Here is an 18,667-nt window from a genome sequence, read left to right as displayed (position 1 = left end):
TGACTAGATGTCACGGAATCAGCAGGAAGAAGCGCTGAAACGCTGAGAAGACGTCAGAAATGCCCCCACTAGCGGACACGGCCTGTATGCCGACCGGGGGATCCCTCCTCTTCCGTGCCCTCGGCCCGGCCGTCCCGGCCGGTCCCGTCGGCTCCGTCGTCCTCGGCGGATGCGCGCCCCGGTCGCCCGTTCGGCCTCGTCCGTACGGCGATCCCGGCCGACCCGAGCAGCAGGGCGCCCAGCATCACGAAGGGCGCGGCCGTGCCGGCGAGACCGGCGATCAGTCCGGCGGAGGCGGGAGCGGCGACCTGGCCCAGACGGTTGCCGGTCAGGCGCAGCGCCAGGGCCGTGGAGCGGGCCCGGTCGGGGGCTGCCTGGACCACCGTCGTCATGGACAGCGGCTGGCCGACCCCCAGGCAGAAGCCGAGAGCCGTCAGCATCAGGGCCAGCGCCCACACCGGTACCGGCAGTGCGATGCCCGCACACAGCAGTCCGCCGAGCAGACAGGTCACGACGAGCAGGGCCGTACGGCCGAGGAGGCGGATCATCGGCGTCATCACCAGCCGGCAGGCGATCGTCGCGGCGGCCCGCAGGCTCAGCAGCGCCCCGACGGCAGCGGGCGCGATGCCGCGGTCCTCGCCGATCACCGGGAGGTAGGCGGTGAGGATGTCGGTGGCCGACAGGACCGCGAGACTGATGAAGATCCCCGCCGGAACGCCACGCGTACGCAGTATGCGGTGCACCGGAACCTTCGTCGGGGCTTTCTTCGTCCCTCCCCCGCCGTCCGCCGGTCGGCGCTCGATACGCCACAGTGAGGTGAAGGACGCCACGGCGACGCCCGCGGAGACGACGAGCGCGAAGGCGCTCGTACGGGCCATGTCGTCACCGATCAGTGCGCCGGCGGCGACCGGCCCGATCAGCTGACCGAGGGAGGCGCCGATGGTGAAGTGCCCGAAGTTGCGGTCCTGTTCGGCCGGGGCGGACTGGCGGGCCACGATCGACTGGGCGCCGATGACGAAGCAGAGGTGACCGAGTCCCATCACGCCGCTCCACGCCGCGATCGCCACAAGTGAGTTGGCCAGACCGCTGAGCGCACAGCCCCCGGCGATCAGCAGGACGCCGGCGGGCAACAGCGGTGCGCAGCGCCCGTGGTCGGTCCTGCGCCCCAGCGGTACGGCGGCGAACAGCGGCAGCAGGGCGTACACACCGGCGATCACGCCGATCGCCCGCTCGTCGGCGCCGAGCGACAGCGCCCGGTAGGAGACGGCCGGACGCGCCATCGACACCGCCGCCTGCGCGAAGCAGAAGGCGATGACGAGGCGCAGCAGCCAGAGTCGGCCCATCAGATGATGCCGAAGAGGATCCCGGCCCCGAGCACCACCAGGCAGGTGAGGGCCGCCCACTTCACGGTGAACCTGGTGTGGTCGCCGAACTCGACCTTCGCCATACCGACGAGGACGTAGACGGCGGGGACGAGCGGGCTGGACATGTGGAGGGGTTGACCGACCAGGGAGGCCCGGGCGATCTCCAGCGGGGAGACCCCGTGAGCGGCGCCGGCTTCCGCGAGGACCGGCAGGACACCGAAGTAGAAGCCGTCGTTCGACATGAAGTACGTGAGCGGCAGGCTCAGTACGCCGGTGACGAGGGCCATGTGCGGGCCCATGCCCTCGGGGATCGCGCCGACGAGCCAGTCCGCCATGTGCTCGACCATGCCGGTGCCCGTGAGAACGCCGGTGAAGACAGCGGCGGCGAAGACCATGCCGGCGACGTTGAGGACGTTGTCGGCGTGCGCGGCGATCCGGGCCTTCTGGTCGGCCATCTTGGGGAAGTTGACCGTCAGGGCGAGGGCGGCGCCGAGCAGGAACAGCACCGGGATCGGCAGCAACTCCATGATCATGGCCGTGAGCAGGGCGACGGTGAGGCCCGCGTTGAACCAGTACAGCTTCGGGCGCAGGGTGGGGCGGTTCGGGTCCAGGCCCTGGAATCCGCCGTCCTCCTGCGCGGCCGCGGAGCCTTCGGCGGGCGCGGAGCCCGAGCCGCCGGACGAGGCGCTCCTGCCGCCGGAGCCCTGGCCGCCGGCGCCGGTCTTGACGAGAACCGTTTCGGTCTCCGGCTCGAGGACCTCGTCGAGGGTGAGGTGGCCGAGGCGCTTGCGCTCGCGCCGTCCCAGGACATAGGCGAGGACGAGCACGAAGAGGAGCCCTGCCCCGAGCGCGGGGATCATCGGGACGAAGATGTCGGCCGCGTCCAGCTTGAGCGCGGTGGCGGCACGGGCGGTGGGGCCGCCCCAGGGCAGGGTGTTCATGACGCCGTTCGCCGTGGCGGCGATGCCGGTCAGCACGACCAGGCTCATCTTCAGGCGCTTGTAGAGCGGATACATCGCCGAGACGGTGATCATGAAGGTGGTGGAGCCGTCTCCGTCCAGGGAGACGATGGCGGCAAGCACCGCCGTACCGATCACGATGCGCAGCGGATCCGCCTTGCAGAAGCGCAGGATCGCCCGGACGATCGGGTCGAACAGCCCGACGTCGATCATCACTCCGAAGTAGACGATCGCGAACATCAGCATCGCGGCCGTGGGGGCGAGGTTGCCCACGCCTTCGAGGACGTAGTCCCCGAGCTGTGCACCCTGGCCGACGGCGACGCAGAAGAGTGCGGGGATGAGGACCAGCGCCGCGATCGGCGACATCTTCTTCATCATGATCAGGACCAGGAAGGTCGCGATCATGGCGAAGCCGAGGATTGTCAGCATGGGGGACACCTAACGTTCATCCTTGAACTCCCACCGGAGGAGCTGCCACCGGGGCGGTCCGGATGACGTTAGGTGTCGCCATCTGCCGTTAACAAGACGTTGACCTGTGAGCAATACGAGCAAAACCCCAGGTCACCGCGGGGGTGTCAGTTCGACGGGGAAGCCGTTGAGCACCGCCGTGCCCGACAGGGGGTCGAGCCGGGAGCCGTCGAGCAGTTGGTTGACGTTGACTCCGGCGCGTTCCGAGGCCACCGACAGCCGGGTGCCCGGCCGGTCGTGTCCCCAGCCGTGCGGCAGGCTCACGACACCGGTGCGGACCGTGTCCGTGATCTCCGCGGGGGCGTCGACATGACCGCCGTCCGCGGTGACGCGCACGGTGGCACCGTCGGCGATCCCCAGCCGGGCTGCGTCGTCGGGGTGGATGTGGAGCGTGCAGCGGTTGGACCCGCCGTTCAGGGCGGGCACATTGTGGAGCCAGCTGTTGTTGGAGCGCAGATGGCGGCGGCCGACCAGGACGAGGCCGGTGGGCCGCTCGTCGAGGGCCGCCCGCAGCCTCGGCAGATCGGCTGCGATCGGGCCGGGCAGCAGCTCGACGCGCCCGCTGCGGGTCTTGAGGATCTGCGGGATGCGAGGCTGGAGCGGGCCGAGGTCGATGCCGTGCGGCGCCTGTCGCAGGTCATCGAGGGTCAGATCGTACGGGCCGAGGCGGAGCATCAGGTCGAGCCGCCGCTCCGGCCCGTTGCTGCCGGCCAGCAGGCGCGCCTGCTCGGCCGCGTCCCCTCCGTGGAGGGGCGAGTGCGGGTCGGCGACCGCCTTGGCCAGGGCGCCCTGGATGACCATGTCATCGACGGCGGAAGGTTCGGCTCCGTGCATCCCGGAGACGGCGAGGACAAGCCGGGCGTGGATCTCGCACTCGTCCATCAGTCCGGCTTCCAGGGGCACGGCGGCCGGTGAGTAGCGGGCCTGGTTGCGGACGGCGAGGGCGTTGAACGCGAAGTCGAAGTGGGCGCTCTGGGCGGGTGGCGGCGGGGGCAGTACGACGTCGGCGTGGCGTGAGGTCTCGTTGAGATACGGGTCGACGCTGACCATCAGGTCGAGGCCGGCCAGGGCACGGTCGAGGCGGTCGCCGTCCGGGGCGGAGAGCACCGGGTTGGCGGCGATGGCGATGACGGCACGGATCCGGCCGTCGCCCGGGGTCTCGATCTCCTCGGCGAGCGCGGCGATCGGCAGTTCGCCCTTGGCCTCGGGGTGGCCGCTGACCCTGCTGGACCATCGGCCGAGCTCGAAGCCCTTGCCGGGAGCGGCCGGCCGCGGCGCCCGGTCGGTCGCGGCGAGCGGGAAGAGCGCGCCGCCGGGCCGGTCCAGGTTTCCCGTCAGGATGTTGAGGACGTCGACGAGCCAGCTGGCCAGGGTGCCGTGCTCGACGGTGCAGCTGCCGATGCGCCCGTACACGGCGGCGGTGGGGGCGGCGGCCAGTTCCCGGGCGATGGACCGGATGTCGTCGGCGTCCATGTCGCAGGCCGCTGCGACGGCCTCGGGGGTGAAGTCCTTGACGGCGGCCTCGACTTCGGCCACGCCCTCGACATGCTCGGCGAGCGGGCCGAGGTCGGTGAGCCCCTCCTCGAAGAGGACCTGGGCGAGCGCGGCCAGCAGCAACGCGTCGGTGCCGGGCCGGATGGCGACGTGCCGGTCGGCGAGCTGCGCGGTGCGGGTGCGGCGGGGATCGACGACGGTGAGGGTGCCGCCGCGGCGGCGGAGCGCCTTGAGCTTGCCGGGGAAGTCGGCGGCGGTGCACAGACTCCCGTTGGACTCGAGGGGATTGGCGCCGAGGAGCAGCAGATGGTCGGTGCGGTCCAGATCGGGGACGGGGATGGCGATCGCACTGCCGAAGAGCAGACCGCTGGACACGTGCTTGGGCATCTGGTCCAGCGTGGAGGCGCTGAAGACGTTCCGCGTGCGCAGTGCGGAGAGCAGGACGGGCGGGTAGAGGCCGCCGGCCATCGTGTGGACGTTGGGATTGCCGAGGACGACTCCGACGGCGTTCGGTCCGTGCTCCTCGAGCAGCGGTCGGATGCGTGCGGCGATCAGGTCGAAAGCCTCCGCCCAGGTCGCCTCCCGCAGCGCGCCGTTCTCCCTGACCAGCGGGCTGCGCAGTCGGTCCGGGTCGCTGTCGAGCTCACCGAACGAGGCGCCCTTCGGACATATGAAGCCCCGGCTGAAGACGTCGTCCCGGTCACCGCGGGCCCGGGTCACGCGGGTGCCCTCGATGGTGAGGGTGAGTCCGCAGGTCGCTTCGCACAGCGGGCAGATGCGCAGAGCGGTACGGGCACCCTGCGCGGCGGGCGCGCCGGGCGGGGCGGGTGTCGTACGGGCGGCGGGTGCGGTGCGGGACATGGGCCCTCCCCGGGCGGCGGCAGCGGCGTGGTGCTGGCCCGGCCGAGCATACCGACCGGTATGCACGCCGGGAAGCCCGATCGCGCACGGGTTCGGGGCCGGGCGCACGCCTGTCCGGCCGGGCCGGGCGGCCCGGCCCCGCCCGAAGCCTCGCGACCCTCAGTCGAAGACCCGCGCCAGATACGCCCGCACCAGCTCGCGCGTCTCGGCCACGATCTCCTCGTCGCCCGACGGCAGCACCCGGAAGGCAAGTTGCAGCAGCGCGTCCGTCGCCTCCACCGCCACCAGGACCGTCCGCCTCAGCGCCACATCCGCCGGGCGCCCCAGATGCGCCGCGAGCAGATCCGTCAGCCGGTCGGCGACCTCGTGGTTGGCGCAGGCGGCGGGGGCGCCGACCGGTAGCTGTGCGCCGAAGTCGACCAGGGCGAAACCCGGCACCGTCCGCTTCATCGCCAGGTACTCGTCGAGCACGGCGTCCACCGCACCCCGCCAGTCACCGGGGGGCAGTGCGGGGAGCCGGCCGGCGACGCGCTCGGCGAAGCTGTCCAGATTGCGCCGGCCGAGGGCCTCGACCAGGGCGCGCTTGTTGCCGAAGAAGCGGTAGACGGAGCCGATCGGCACACCTGCTCTGGCCGCCACGGTGCGGGTGGACAGCTCTTCGTAGCCCTCCTCGTCCAGGACTTCGGCGCAGGCGTCCAGGATCCGGGCGAGCCGGTCGGCACTGCGCTGCTGCACGGGTGCACGGCGGAGATGGGCATGGGCAGGAGAAGGGGAGGACACAGGGGAAGCGGACGGGGCAGGGGGTGGGGTATCGGGGCGGGTGCGGGCGCGGGACACGCGGTCCATCATGCCGCTCCGTTGCCGTCGGCGGGCGGACCTGCAATCCTACGGTTGTCCATAGGAATGGTTTCAGAGACCTTCAGCACCAGGAGCGGGCAATGAGCGGCACCGAGCAGGCGCGGAAGATCGTCGAGGGGCTGACGGACCAGTCGTTCTCCCCCGGCTTCGGCAACGAGCACAGCTCGGAGGCGGTGCCCGGCGCACTCCCCCACGGGCGCAACTCCCCCCAGCGCGCCCCCCTCGGCCTGTACGCGGAGCAGCTCAGCGGTTCCGCCTTCACCGAGCCCCGCGCGCACAACCGGCGCTCCTGGCTGTACCGCATCCGCCCGTCCGCCGCGCACCCCCCGTTCACCCGCATCGACAACGGCCATGTGCGCAGCGCCCCCTTCACCGAGACCGTGCCCGGCCCCAACCGGCTCCGCTGGAACCCGCTGCCCGAGCCCGCGCCCGGCACCGACTGGCTGGCCGGTCTGTGGACACTCGGCGGCAACGGCGACGCGACCCAGCGCACGGGCATGGCCGTGCACCTCTACCACGCCAATACGTCCATGACGGACCGCGTGTTCAGCAACTCGGACGGCGAGCTGCTGATCGTCCCCGAACGCGGCGGGCTGCTGCTCGTCACCGAGTTCGGCCTGCTGCCGGCCCGGCCCGGCGAGATCGCCCTCATCCCGCGCGGCGTCCGTTTCCGTGTCGAGCTCCTGGACACCGCGTCCGATGCCGGGGAGAGCCCGACCGCCCGCGGTTACGTCTGCGAGAACTACGGGCAGCCCTTCCAGCTCCCCGATCTCGGGCCCATCGGCGCGAACGGCCTCGCGAACGCCCGTGACTTCCTCGCCCCGGTCGCCGCCTACGAGGACGTCGAGGGCCCGATGGAGGTGGTCAACAAGTTCTGCGGCAACCTGTGGGCCGCGACCTACGACCACTCCCCCCTGGACGTGGTCGCCTGGCACGGCAACCACGTCCCCTACGTCTACGACCTGCGCCGCTTCAACGTCATCGGCACCATCTCGTACGACCACCCGGACCCGTCGATCTTCACCGTGCTCACGTCGCCGTCGGACACCCCCGGTCTCGCGGGCGTCGACTTCGTCGTCTTCGCGCCGCGCTGGCTGGTCGGCGAGGACACCTTCCGTCCGCCGTACTTCCACCGCAATGTGATGAGCGAGTACATGGGCCTCATCGAGGGCGCGTACGACGCCAAGGCCGAGGGCTTCGTGCCGGGCGGCGGCTCGCTGCACAACATGATGTCCGCGCACGGCCCCGACCGGGAGACCTTCGAGGCGGCGAGCGCCGCGGAACTCAAGCCGCAGAAGATCGACGACGGGCTTGCGTTCATGTTCGAGACCCGCTGGCCCGTGACCGCCACCCGTCAGGCGGCCGACGCCGACCATCTGCAGAAGGGCTACGACAACGTATGGCAGGGTCTGGAGCGCCACTTCAGGCCGTAGTGGAGACTTGCCGTGTAACGGAGATGCCGTGACCTCCTTCGCCCCCGACTCGCTGGTCCTGAACCGCAAGCTGCCGCTGTGGTACCAGGTCTCGCAGTCGCTGCGCGCCTCGATACTGGGCCGAGGCCCCGAGGCTTCGCTGCGGCTGCCCACCGAGGAGCAGCTCGCCCAGCACTACGGCGTGAGCGTCCTGACCATGCGGCAGGCGCTCAAGGAGCTCGAGGAGGAGGGCCTGATCAGCCGGCACCGGCGGCGCGGCACCTTCATCGAACCGGGGGCGCGTCGCGGTGCGCCCCGCCGGCTGCTGGGCTCGATCGACGCGATCGTCGCGCAGCAGTCCGGCGAGCGCACCACGATCCTCGGCCACGGCCCGGAGCCGGTGCCCGGAGAGCTCGCGGAGCACTTCCCGGGCGCAGCCGAGATCGTGATGTACCGGCGGCTGCGCTGCGACGGCGAGAGCGGCGAGCCCACCAACTGGGCGGAGAACGCCCTCCACCCGGATGTCGCCGCCGGTCTCGACACCGCGGACCTGGAGCGGTGGCCGATGACGAAGGTGCTGCGGGACGCGCTCGGCGTCCGGATCAGCCGGATCACCGACACGGTGGAGGCGCGGCTCGCGGACCCACGGACCGCGGAGCTGCTGCGGGTGCCGCTGCTGAGCCCGATCCTGCACTACACCGGCGTCACGTACGACGAGTCCGGCCGGGTCGTCGACGTGGCGCGCATCCGCTACCGCGGTGACCGGTTCTCCTTCTCCGTCACCGTGGACGCGGCGGACTGAGCTCCGGCACCGCGGATGCGGCGGACCGAGCCGCCTGGCCAGTGCCGTGACCGGCAGTCTTTGCCCGTCGAGGAGCGTCGCCCAATGCGTGCGATCGCAAGGCGGGCCGGAGTCCTTGTAGCGGAGCTACCAGGGCTTTTGGCCAACGCAGCATGGGGGCACCTCCCGCGCCCGAAGGGCTGGGGGGGGACTGCGTGATGGGCGGCGCGACAGGGCAGAGCTTGCCCGGGAGGGGCACTAGCATGCGGACGGTGACTGCTCTCGCCGAGGACGTGCCGCTGCTCGACGACCTCATGCCCTGGTCCGTGGCTCCGCTGCGGCTCGGCCGGGAATGGGTGATGGCCCCCGACGCCGCGTCGCTGAAGGCCCGCTGGAACACCCTCGTACGGTCCGTCGGGGACGAGCGCGACGCGCTGTTCCGCCCGACCCGTGCGCGCAGCCAACGCAGCGCCGTGACGCAGCTGCCCGGCCGGTCGGCAGCCACGGGACCTTTCGCCAAGGAGAACGGCCGCTGCCCCGAGCCCGTACGGGTCCTGCACGGCGCGTTCGACGAGCAGTGGCTGATAGCGGACCACCGGCTGATCGACGTCGCGCGGCCCGAGGTGTGGCGGGTGCTCGACGAACGGCAGCTGTTTGTCGTCGAGCACGGACCGCGCCTGGCGGTCTCCGTACTGCTCCCGGACGGACGTTCACCCGGTGGCCGTCAGGGGCGTCCGGGCCGGGTCCGGCCGCTGTACCGGCGGCCGGGGGGCCTCGAGCCCAACCTCGCGCCCGGCCTGACGGACCTGCTCGGCGAACGGTACGGACACGAGGTGGGCGCCGAGGAGTTGGCCGCCTGGGCGGTGGCGGCCGCGCAGCCCTCCCCCGCCGGATGCGCGGTACCGCTGACCGGCGACGCGGACGTCTGGGCGTCCGGGGTGGCCCTGGGCCGGGAGATGACCCGCGTCATGCTGCGCGGCGCGCGGGGCGGTGAGCGGCCGCGAATGCCCGGCGGACGCAGGCCGTACGTCCGCGCGGCGCTGCCGCCCCGGCCCGATTCGATCGGCTACGACCCCGAGGACGAGGCCCTGGTCATCGGCGGCACCGGCCGCGTCTCCCCGGTGCCCGGCGAAGCCTGGCACTTCGAACTGAGCGGTGTACGGGTGCTGGAGCACTGGTTCGAACAGCGCACGGCCCCGGCGGAGCCCGGCACTCTGGAAGCGCTGCGGCCCGCGAGCTGGCCCCAGGAGTGGACGTCGGAACTGCTGGAGCTGATCACGGTGCTGGCGCTGCTGGCGGAACTGGAGCCGAGGAGGGAGGCGTTGGCGGAGGGTCCACGGATCTTCGCCGACGAGCTCCGGTCCGCGGGGATCCTGCCGCCGCCGCGCAGCCTGCGGCGACCGGCGTCGGTCCTCGACCACGAGGAGGAGGGCCCGGGCGGCCAGTTCGCGTTGCTTTGACCTCCGGGGAAGCGGGCCTCCTCTACGCGAACGCGTCGAGCACCCGCCCCAGCACCCGTTCGAACCCCTCCTCCGGGTCCACCGGCCCCGGCCCCTCCGCCACGGCCTCGGCCAACCGCGGATACAGCCCCGACCCCACCCGCTGGCGCAGATACTCCGTCCGCACCGCCTGTTCCTGTTCCTGCGACCACGGCAGTGCACGCGCCCGCTCCGCGATCGCGAGCTCGTTCGCGACATAGGTCATCACCGAGCCGTTGACCATCGCGATGAGCTCCATCTTCGTGCCGGACGGCGCGTCCAGGCCTTCCAGCAGCGTGGGGCTCGTCCCGTTGATGCTCGTCGGGTTCGCGATGGGCTGGCGGATCGAGGGCGGCGCGCTCGAGGCCCTGGGCGGCTTCGGACTGCTGCTGCTCTTCCGCTTCGCGACCACCTGGGTCGGCATCCTCCTCGGCCTCGCCTCGCGCAGCGAGGAGGCGGCCGGTCAGCTGGGCGGCGCGACGTTCATGCTGCCCCTGTTGTCGAACGCGTACATGCCGACCGACGGCCTGCCCGGCCGGCTGCGGACGATCGCCGAGTGGAACCCGATCTCCGCGGTCACGGCCGCGGTGCGCGACCTGTTCGGCAACGACGCTCCCGCGGCCGACGCGGCCTGGCCCGTCGCCCATCCGGTCGCGGGGGCGGTGGGCTGGTCACTGGTGCTGCTGGCGGTGTGCGTGCCTCTGGCGATTCGCAGACACACCCGCTCCTGACCCACGTCGCGACCCGTGGTGACGGCCGGGTGGTGACAAAGGTGGCACGTACACGATATGCCTCGCTGTCATGAGCCAACAGCCACTGCCCCTGGACGGCATCACGGTCGTCGCCGTCGAGCAGGCCGTCTCCGCCCCGTTCGCCACCCGCCAGCTGGCCGACCTCGGCGCCCGCGTGATCAAGGTGGAGCGCCCCGACGGCGGGGACTTCGCCCGCGGCTACGACACGGCCGCCCGCGGCCTCGCCTCGCACTTCGTGTGGTGCAACCGCGGCAAGGAGTCCATTGCCGTGGATCTCAAGGACCCACGTGGCCTCGACATCGTGCACCGGCTCGTCGCCGACACCGACGTGTTCGTGCAGAACCTGGCCCAGGGCGCGGCGGCCCGGCTCGGCCTGGACGCCGCCACCCTGTCCGCCGCCCATCCGAGGCTGGTCGCCGTCGACATCTCCGGCTACGGCTCCGAGGGCCCGTACGCGCACAAGCGGGCGTACGACATGCTCGTGCAGTGCGAGGCCGGCCTTGTGTCCGTGACGGGGACCGCCGAGCAGCCCGTGAAGGCGGGCATCCCGGCGGCCGACATCGCCGCGGCGATGTACGCCTTCTCCGGCGTACTGGCAGCGCTGCTGCGGCGCGGCACGACGGGGCGCGGCGGGCCCGTGGAGATCTCGATGCTGGAGTCCCTGGCCGAGTGGATGGGGCATCCTCTGCACCACGGGATGCACGGCGGCGAAGCACCGGCGCGCACTGGTCTCGCGCACGCCGTCATCGCCCCGTACGACGCATACGCCACCGCCGACGGGGGTCAGGTGCTGCTGTCCGTCCAGAACGACCGCGAGTGGCGGCGGCTCGCCGAACACGTCCTGGAACGGCCGGAGCTGGCCCACGATCCGGAGTTCGCCACCAACACGGCCCGTACGGCGAACCGCGCGCGGACGGACGCCGTGGTCGCCAAGGCGCTGGCGGGACTGGACGCGCACGAGGCGGTCGCGCGGCTGGAGGCGGCGGGTATCGCGTGCGCACGGCTCAACACCGTGGCGGACGTGGCAGGGCATCCGCAGCTGGCGGCACGGGACCGGTGGCGCGAGATCGGGTCACCGGCGGGACCGCTGCGGGCCATGCTTCCCCCGATCACGCTGCCGGGCGGGGAGCCGGCGCGAATGGGGTCGATTCCCGGTCTCGGAGAGCACACCGATGCGCTGCTTCGGGCCATGGGGATGACGGATGAAGCCGTTGCGGTACTGCGCCGGGACGGTGTGGTCGCCTGAGCGGGGTGGGCGCGGTCGTCCCGACGCGTGGGGCCGGTGGGTGGTGCGGCCGGGGCCGGGTCAGCCGCGACTGCCGAAGAGCGAGCGCCGCAGCCGCCGCAGCGGTGCGAAGAGCGAGACACGCGCGCTCTTGCTCCTGCGGCTGTGCGCCGCATCACGGGAGGTCAGTTCACGCATCAGCAGCGTCGCTTCGGCCGACTCACCCTGCGGCACGACGGGACCGCCGAGCACCGACAGGTGGCGGTCGAGACGCGAACTGGTCGCTCCGCTCCCGCATGTGATGGCAGGCACTCGTGCCCTGCTGCGCACTGTTATCTGTTCCATGTCACTCCCCACCCGTACGAGGCACCCGGCCCGGGCAGGTTAACCCTATCTCCCCGCCGGGACACCCGTGTATCCCGCCCGCATGATTCACCACACCCGTACGCGGGTTGACGATTACTCTCCGAATATGGCTACTTCCAGGGCGAGTTGGACAGCGTGCATGCGATTTCCGGACTCCGTCGTACTGATGACCACTCAGAGAAGCTTCAAACACCATGAGTTGAGCTAGCTTGGAGGGGTTTTCACCGTGTTGCGGCGCTGATTGCGGACAGGGGGCTCGCCATGAGCGAAGTGCCGGGAACGGTACGGCTGATCGCGGAGCGCTACAGGCTGGTGAGCCTGCTGGGCGAGGACGGCGGGGGCGTGCTCTGGCTGGCCCGCGACGAGGTGCTGACCCGCGACGTCGCGATCAAGGAGGTCCGGGCGCCCAAGTCACTCGGCCCCGCGGACACGCGCCGGCTGTACGAACACCTGGAGAACGCGGCGCGCGCCGCAGGCCGCGTCTCGCACCGGAACGTGGTCGCCGTCCATGACGTGGCCACCGAGGGTGGCCGGCCCTGGATCGTGATGGAACTGGTGCGCGGCCTCACCCTCGCGGACGTCCTCGAAGCGGAAGGGCCGCTGCCGCCGCGCCGCGCCGCGCACATCGGGGCGGAGGTCCTGGCCGCTCTGCGAGTGGCGCACGCCGCCGGGGTACTGCACCGGGACGTGAAGCCGTCGAGCGTGCTCATCGCCAACGACGGCCGGGTGATGGTCACCGACTTCGGCACCCTGACGGCGCGCGACTCCCCCGCGTTCGGCGCCCCGGAGACGGTGGGGGGCCGCGATCCGGGCCCGGACTCGGACCTCTGGTCCCTGGGGGCGCTGCTGCACGCGGCGACACAGGGGCGCTCCGCGTTCGGCGCGGACCGCGACCCGGCGGCGACGCATCCGTCACGGGGCGGCGCCGACGTGCTGGAAACGGTGGTCACCGGACTGCTGCACCGCAATCCGTCGGACCGGATGGACGCCGCGGAAGCGGAGCACCTGCTGCGCCTGGCGAGCTCCGGCGGCGCGGCTCGGACGGACGCGCCGGCGACCGCGTCGCCCTCGACGGACTCCCGCCGCACGGGCCCCGAGCACGTCCGGGAGCCGGCCGCAGCCTCGGCGAGGGCCGGGACTGTGGTGGCGGAGACCACCGGGCAGGACGACGACTCCCGGCGGGCCACGACAGTGCTGGCCGTGGGGGTTGCCCTGCTGCTGCTGTTCCTCGTGGCCCTGGTCTGGGCGCTGGCGGGCGCTTAGTCCCTGTCCGGCGGAGATCGGGCACGGCGACCGACCCCGGATCGGACATCTGTGCGTGCCCGAAGCCGGAAGAGCCACGACCGGAACGTGCGGGGGGCCGATCCCGGTCGTGGCAGGGTGCGACGGAGCTACGCGCGTCAGGCGTTCGACGCGAACACGGGCAGGTAGCCGCCGGACTGGCCGGACGCCGTCGGGTGGTACGACTCGCCGATGTTGAGCCAGTTGACACTGTGCAGCCAGGACGAACCGGAGCAGATCTCATGTCCGGTGAAGGTCCCCACGACGCTCGCGAAGGCGTACCCGTGATCGGCCGCGCGCTTGGCGATCGCCGCGTTGAGGTAGTCGGCGGCGCCGTTGATGGCGGCCCGTTCGTTCTCCGTCAGGCCGGCGATGCAGCTGCCGCTCAGCTTGTAGAAACGGGGATAGCCGAGGACGACGACCTGGGCCGAGGGGGCCTTGGCGCTGATCGCCGAGTACACCTGGTCGAGCTTTCCGGGCAGGGTCGAGTCGACGTACGCCTTGGCCTGTGCGACGCGGTTGACGCAGGTGGCCTCCGACTGCAGGACACACGTGGTCATGACGTCGGCGAAGCCCGCGTCGTTGCCGCCGATGGTGATGGATACGAGGTCGGTGGAGGAGTTGAGCGGTCCGAGCTGACCCGCCGTGACATCACCCGTGCGGGCGCCGGAGCAAGCGGTGAACGCGAACGACGAGGGTGAATTGGCGTTGGCCCAGAGCCTCGGGTAGGCCCGGGTGCTGCGCTTGCAGTTGCCGCTCGAGCTGTCGTAGCTGCCGGCTCCCACTCCTGAGGAGTAGGAGTCGCCGAGAGCGACGTAGTCCAGGGACTGGGCGGTGGTGTCGGCCTGCGCCGGGCCCGCTCCAGCGAGAGCGAGGACAGCGCCGAGGAGGAGTGAGGATGAGAATGCCGCGACTCGGGACAGATTCATGGAACCTCCCTTTAGCAGGATCTCTGCCTCAACTTTCGTAGCAGCGGACAGAGTTCACCGGAAGTGTCCATGCCAAGAATTGTTACTGACGAGTCAGTGGGGCACTTGGGGCAGTACCGCAGCCAACGCTGATTCAGCGTCACAAACACTCAAAAGTGGGGCTCTCCGAGGCGGTCTTGTCATACAGTCCCAACCATCAATACCGTCGTACATCCACCCGCACCGGCCCATCACGCACAAGCGGCTCAGGGGAGGGCATCGGCACCGCGATGGACTCCGGACGGGTGATACGGCAGGGGGGGGGCCGTGCTCGTTCCCGCGCTCGCGATCACGTCGGGCCGTGGACCGCACGGCCAGTAATGCCGGCTCAACCACCCAGCACGGAGCGGCGCTTCGTCATGGGCGGATGAGTAGAACCCCCCTTTCGAACCGGACACTCATCCGGACCGCCCGTGGGAGGGCGGTCCACCGGTGGAGAGGGAACGAACGCTCATGAGCTCAGTCCTGCACTCGGCCGCTCCGGGGCAAGATCCGGTGAGCGAAGCCGCCCGCGTGGCCATCAGATACAGACCCATCTCCTCGCACCTCGCCATCACCCCGCCCGTGAGCGTGGTGATCCCCGCGATGAACGAGGCGGAGAACCTCCCGTACGTCTTCAAGAGCCTGCCCGACTGGATCCACGAAGTGGTGCTCGTCGACGGGAACTCCACCGACGGCACCGTCGACGTCGCCCGCGACCTGTGGCCCGGCGTCAAGATCGTCCAGCAGCTCGGCAAGGGCAAGGGCGACGCCCTCATCAGCGGATTCGCCGCCTGCACCGGCGACATTATCGTAATGGTCGACGCGGACGGATCCGCCGACGGCCAGGAGATCGTCTCCTATGTGTCCGCCCTGGTCTCCGGAGCCGACTTCGCCAAGGGCTCGCGGTTCGCGAACGGTGGTTGCACGGACGACATGACCGCGGTGCGCAGACTGGGCAACCGGGTCCTGTGTGCCGTCGTCAACGCCAAGTTCGGCGCCCGCTACACGGACCTCTGCTACGGCTACAACGCCTTCTGGAAGCACTGCCTCGACGAGATCGACCTGGACTGCACCGGCTTCGAGATAGAGACCCTGATGAACATCCGGGTGGTCAAGGCCGGACTGCGGGTCCAGGAGGTCCCCAGCCACGAGTACCTCCGCATCCACGGCGTCAGCAATCTGCGGGCCGTGCGCGACGGACTGCGGGTGCTGCGGGTGATCCTCTCGGAGAAGGGCGTACGGCGGGCAGCGCGCAGACGGCCCGCGCCCGTCGGCGTCACGGCACAGCGCGGAGAGGTGTCTTGAGCCCGACCCATGAGAACCGCGGCTTCTCCGTGGTGATCTGCGCGTACACCGAGGACCGCTGGGAGGACATCCTCGCGGCGGTCGACTCGGTGCGCCACCAGTCGCTGCCGCCTCTGGAGACACTGCTGGTGGTCGACCACAACCCGGCGCTGCTCGGGCGGTTGCGCGGCCGGTACGAGAGGGAGGAGGTGCGGGTGCTCGCCAACGCGGGCCCCCGCGGCCTCTCCGCGGGCCGCAACACCGGGATCGCCGCGGCCCGCGGCGAGTTCGTCGCCTTCCTCGACGACGACGCCGTGGCCGCACGCGACTGGCTGCGGTACTTCGCCGAGGCCTACGACGACGAGCGCGTCATGGCCGTCGGCGGGCGCACCCTGCCCGCGTGGGCCTCGGGCCGCAGGCCGCCCTGGTTCCCCGAGGAGTTCGACTGGGTCGTCGGCTGCACGTACCGAGGGCTGCCGCCCGGCAAGGTCCGGGTGCGCAACGTCCTGGGCGGCAACGCCTCCTTCCGGCGTGCCGCGTTCGACGCCGCCGGCGGCTTCGCCACCGGGATCGGACGCGACGGCGACCGGAGGCCGCTGGGCTGCGAGGAGACCGAACTGTGCATCCGGCTCGCCCAGGCCCAGCCGGACGCGGTGCTGCTGATCGACGACCGCGCCGTCATCCACCACAAGGTCCCACCGGACCGCGAACGGTTCGGGTACTTCCGCACCCGCAGCTACGCGGAAGGACTGTCCAAAGCGCTCGTCGCCCGGAGCGTCGGGGCGGGCAAAGGGCTCGAGTCGGAACGGCGCTACACCACACGCGTCCTGCCCGCCGGTGTCGTACGCGGGCTGCGCGACGCGCTGCTCGGGCGCGCCGGCGGTGCGGGCCGGGCCGGCGCCATCGTCGCGGGTGCCGCAGCGGCCGCGGGCGGCTATGCGGTGGGCACTGTGCGGGTCCGCAGGGGCGGCGTGACGTTCGCCTCGGGGCCGATCGCCGGCATGACGACCCCGTCGAAGGCCGCGCCATGAACGAACCGGTGCCCATCCTGATGTACCACGCCGTCGGGGACCGGCCGGCTCCGGCCGCATACGGCCTGTCGGTCTCACCTCGCGCCTTCGCCGAACAGATGGCAGTACTGGCGGAGCGCGGGTTCACGCCCGTGACCACCACGCACCTGGGCGAGGCCTGGCGGTCCGGCGGACACCGGACGCTGCCGGTCCGGCCGGTGCTCATCACGTTCGACGACGGCTACGAGGGCGTGCACAGCCACGCCCTCCCCGTCCTCGCCGAACACGGCTTCCGCGCCACCGTGTTCGTCTCGACCGGCTGGCTGCGGGGCGCACACGACGAGGGCGGCGCGCTCGACACGATGCTCGACTGGCAGCAGGTGCGGGAACTGGCCGCGGCAGGCACGGAGATCGGAGGTCACGCCCATACCCACCCCGAGCTCGACCAACTGGACGACCAGCGCCTCGCGTACGAGACCACACACTGCAGGGACGTCATCGCCCAGGAACTGGGAACCCCTCCTGTCTCGTTCGCCTACCCGTACGGATACTCGGACCGGCGGGTGCGCGGTGCCGTGCGCACGGCCGGATTCGCCCAGTCCCTCGCCGTCGGCAACGCCCAGGCGGCCCGCCGGCAGGGTCCGTACGCGTTGCGGCGACTGACGGTGCGGCGCGGTACGGCAGCGGCCGAGTTCGAACGGCTCGTCGAAGGGCGGGCCCTCACGAGAAACTTCGCCAGGGACCGGGCCCTCACCAAGGGCTACTCCGTGGTGCGCCGGGCCAGAAAGGCGCTGACGCGGGTCCGCCGCTGAGCACCCGGCCGCCGCCACCTGCGCCGCGAGGACCGGGCGCGCCGCCTGCGCCGCTGAGCACCGGCCCGCCGCCGCACCGGGCAAAACACGGTGCGGCGGCGGGGACCGTGCCGGATCATGGGCGCATGTCTGCCAACCCTCAGGACGCTCTGCCGATCCGGCTCAACGTCGACGACAGCGATTCGCCCTCGGACGTCGTCGACGCGCTGTTCCTCGGCCGCTTCGCGACGGGCGAGCAGCCGTACTCCCACAGCTCCAGCATCGAGCGCGTCAGGCCCGGCGCGTCGATGCTGCCGCCCACCGCCACCGTGCTCCGCTCCGCCCGGGACGACGACCGGAGCGCGACACTCGCCGAGGGCGACGGCTGGACCATGCTGATCTCCCGCTGGAACCGCGGCGCGGACATCACCGTCACGGCCGTCAGCTCCGAACTCGCCGAGACGATCCTCAAGGAGGCGACCGACGGCGCGGCCGACGAACCGGAACCGCAGCCGACGAACGTCACCATGGGTTTCTGGTACGTCTCCCCGCGCCGCGGCCCGCACCGCACCACACGCCAGATCGCCGCCGGGACGTGGGAGGAGGTCCGGGCCAACTACACCGCGCCCGTCGCCGACGCGATGGACCGGCTGATGAAGGTGACACCGGACGACATCGCGGGCCGGCTGCTGCTCCTCCACGGTCCGCCCGGCACGGGCAAGACGTCCGCGTTGCGGACGCTGGCGCGCTCGTGGCGCGACTGGTGCCAGGTGGACTGCGTCCTGGACCCTGAGCGGCTCTTCAACGACGTGGGCTACCTGATGGACATCGCGATCGGCGAGGACGAGGGCACGTCCAAGGGGCGCTGGCGGCTGCTGCTGCTCGAGGACTGCGACGAGCTGATCCGCGGCGAGGCGAAACACACCGCGGGCCAGGCCCTGTCCCGTCTGCTCAACCTGACGGACGGCCTGCTCGGGCAGGGACGCAACGTCCTGGTGGGCGTCACCACCAACGAGGACCTGGAACGCCTCCACCCCGCGGTCGTCCGCCCCGGCCGCTGCCTGGCCCGCATCGAGGTCGGCCCGCTCACCCGTCGCGAGGCCGTGTCCTGGCTCGGCACGGACGAGGGCGTGAGCCGCGAGGGCGCGACGCTGGCGGAGCTCTACGCCCTCCGCCGCGGCACGCCTCCGGCGTCGGTCCCGTCGCAGCAAGGGGGCGAGGACGCGGGGCTGTACTTGTGACGTTCCCCTACCCGCCCCTTCCCGATACCGGGGCAAGCCCCGGGCCCCGTACCGCGCTTCGCGCGGTGTCCTCAAACGCCGGACGGGCTGAC

Annotated in this window: 15 protein-coding genes and 2 pseudogenes; 10 read left to right on the top strand and 7 right to left on the bottom strand. The window is 71.5% G+C overall.

What is annotated here, in order from left to right:
• Positions 1 to 68: 68 nt before the first annotated feature.
• From ABZ070_RS12205 to ABZ070_RS12190, 4 genes are all read right to left on the bottom strand, one after another.
• Positions 69 to 1,343, bottom strand: coding sequence for an MFS transporter (locus tag ABZ070_RS12205; protein ID WP_356632686.1), 1,275 nt, complete (start codon positions 1,341 to 1,343; stop codon positions 69 to 71).
• A complete protein-coding gene (locus ABZ070_RS12200; protein ID WP_356632684.1) occupies positions 1,343 to 2,752 on the bottom strand; it encodes a citrate:proton symporter in 1,410 nt (469 codons plus the stop codon). Before ABZ070_RS12200 ends, ABZ070_RS12205 begins: the two co-directional genes overlap by 1 nt.
• Before the next feature lie 132 nt (positions 2,753 to 2,884).
• Positions 2,885 to 5,146, bottom strand: a complete 2,262-nt coding sequence (locus ABZ070_RS12195) for a molybdopterin oxidoreductase family protein (RefSeq protein WP_356632682.1) — start codon at positions 5,144 to 5,146, stop codon at positions 2,885 to 2,887.
• 159 nt (positions 5,147 to 5,305) lie between these two features.
• A complete protein-coding gene (locus tag ABZ070_RS12190) occupies positions 5,306 to 5,881 on the bottom strand; it encodes a TetR/AcrR family transcriptional regulator (RefSeq protein WP_356632680.1) in 576 nt (191 codons plus the stop codon).
• Positions 5,882 to 6,084: 203 nt separating this feature from the next.
• Here ABZ070_RS12190 and hmgA point away from each other — a divergent pair, with 203 nt between their 5' ends.
• The 3 genes from hmgA (at position 6,085) to ABZ070_RS12175 (ending at position 9,657) form a co-directional block, all read left to right on the top strand.
• Complete coding sequence (gene hmgA, locus ABZ070_RS12185) at positions 6,085 to 7,437, top strand: homogentisate 1,2-dioxygenase (protein WP_356632678.1); 1,353 nt, start codon at positions 6,085 to 6,087, stop codon at positions 7,435 to 7,437.
• Between the two features lie 28 nt (positions 7,438 to 7,465).
• Positions 7,466 to 8,218, top strand: a complete 753-nt coding sequence (locus ABZ070_RS12180) for a GntR family transcriptional regulator (protein ID WP_356632676.1) — start codon at positions 7,466 to 7,468, stop codon at positions 8,216 to 8,218.
• Positions 8,219 to 8,460: 242 nt separating this feature from the next.
• Complete coding sequence (locus ABZ070_RS12175; RefSeq protein ID WP_356632674.1) at positions 8,461 to 9,657, top strand: type ISP restriction/modification enzyme; 1,197 nt, start codon at positions 8,461 to 8,463, stop codon at positions 9,655 to 9,657.
• Between the two features lie 22 nt (positions 9,658 to 9,679).
• On the opposite strand, the pseudogene ABZ070_RS12170 reads toward ABZ070_RS12175, so the two are convergent.
• Positions 9,680 to 9,967: pseudogene (locus ABZ070_RS12170) on the bottom strand (TetR/AcrR family transcriptional regulator); the annotation flags it as partial.
• On the opposite strand from ABZ070_RS12170, the pseudogene ABZ070_RS12165 reads away from it, so the two are divergent.
• A pseudogene (locus ABZ070_RS12165) lies at positions 9,963 to 10,406 on the top strand (ABC transporter permease); the annotation flags it as partial. The pseudogenes ABZ070_RS12170 and ABZ070_RS12165 overlap by 5 nt on opposite strands.
• A gap of 70 nt (positions 10,407 to 10,476) precedes the next feature.
• Positions 10,477 to 11,673: a CaiB/BaiF CoA-transferase family protein gene (locus ABZ070_RS12160; protein WP_356632672.1), complete on the top strand. Its 1,197-nt coding sequence runs from the start codon at positions 10,477 to 10,479 to the stop codon at positions 11,671 to 11,673.
• Positions 11,674 to 11,733: 60 nt separating this feature from the next.
• Here ABZ070_RS12160 and ABZ070_RS12155 read toward each other — a convergent pair whose 3' ends face one another.
• A complete protein-coding gene (locus tag ABZ070_RS12155) occupies positions 11,734 to 11,997 on the bottom strand; it encodes a hypothetical protein (protein ID WP_356632670.1) in 264 nt (87 codons plus the stop codon).
• A gap of 282 nt (positions 11,998 to 12,279) precedes the next feature.
• Between ABZ070_RS12155 and ABZ070_RS12150 the strand changes: the two genes are divergently transcribed.
• Positions 12,280 to 13,281 carry a serine/threonine-protein kinase gene (locus ABZ070_RS12150; RefSeq protein WP_356632668.1) on the top strand — a complete coding sequence of 334 codons (1,002 nt, stop codon included), beginning with the start codon at positions 12,280 to 12,282 and terminating at the stop codon, positions 13,279 to 13,281.
• A gap of 137 nt (positions 13,282 to 13,418) precedes the next feature.
• On the opposite strand, the gene ABZ070_RS12145 is transcribed toward ABZ070_RS12150, so the two are convergent.
• The gene (locus ABZ070_RS12145) at positions 13,419 to 14,228 is read right to left on the bottom strand and encodes an SGNH/GDSL hydrolase family protein (RefSeq protein ID WP_356632666.1); all 810 of its coding nucleotides are present in this window, start codon (positions 14,226 to 14,228) and stop codon (positions 13,419 to 13,421) included.
• 492 nt (positions 14,229 to 14,720) lie between these two features.
• Between ABZ070_RS12145 and ABZ070_RS12140 the strand changes: the two genes are divergently transcribed.
• The 4 genes from ABZ070_RS12140 to ABZ070_RS12125 all read left to right on the top strand — a co-directional run bounded on the left by ABZ070_RS12140 (position 14,721) and on the right by ABZ070_RS12125 (position 18,575).
• Positions 14,721 to 15,554, top strand: a complete 834-nt coding sequence (locus tag ABZ070_RS12140) for a glycosyltransferase family 2 protein (protein ID WP_356632664.1) — start codon at positions 14,721 to 14,723, stop codon at positions 15,552 to 15,554.
• A complete protein-coding gene (locus ABZ070_RS12135) occupies positions 15,551 to 16,564 on the top strand; it encodes a glycosyltransferase family 2 protein (RefSeq protein WP_356632662.1) in 1,014 nt (337 codons plus the stop codon). The genes ABZ070_RS12140 and ABZ070_RS12135 overlap by 4 nt, the downstream gene beginning before the upstream one ends.
• The gene (locus tag ABZ070_RS12130; RefSeq protein ID WP_356632660.1) at positions 16,561 to 17,355 is read left to right on the top strand and encodes a polysaccharide deacetylase family protein; all 795 of its coding nucleotides are present in this window, start codon (positions 16,561 to 16,563) and stop codon (positions 17,353 to 17,355) included. The genes ABZ070_RS12135 and ABZ070_RS12130 overlap by 4 nt, the downstream gene beginning before the upstream one ends.
• Before the next feature lie 125 nt (positions 17,356 to 17,480).
• Positions 17,481 to 18,575, top strand: a complete 1,095-nt coding sequence (locus ABZ070_RS12125; protein WP_356632658.1) for a DUF5925 domain-containing protein — start codon at positions 17,481 to 17,483, stop codon at positions 18,573 to 18,575.
• The last annotated feature ends 92 nt before the right edge of the window (positions 18,576 to 18,667 follow it).

It is taken from the genome of Streptomyces sp. NPDC006283 (assembly GCF_040613325.1).
Lineage (GTDB): Bacteria > Actinomycetota > Actinomycetes > Streptomycetales > Streptomycetaceae > Streptomyces.
Note: the sequence above shows the minus strand (reverse complement) of the source record. Positions and strands in the feature narration are given on the sequence as shown.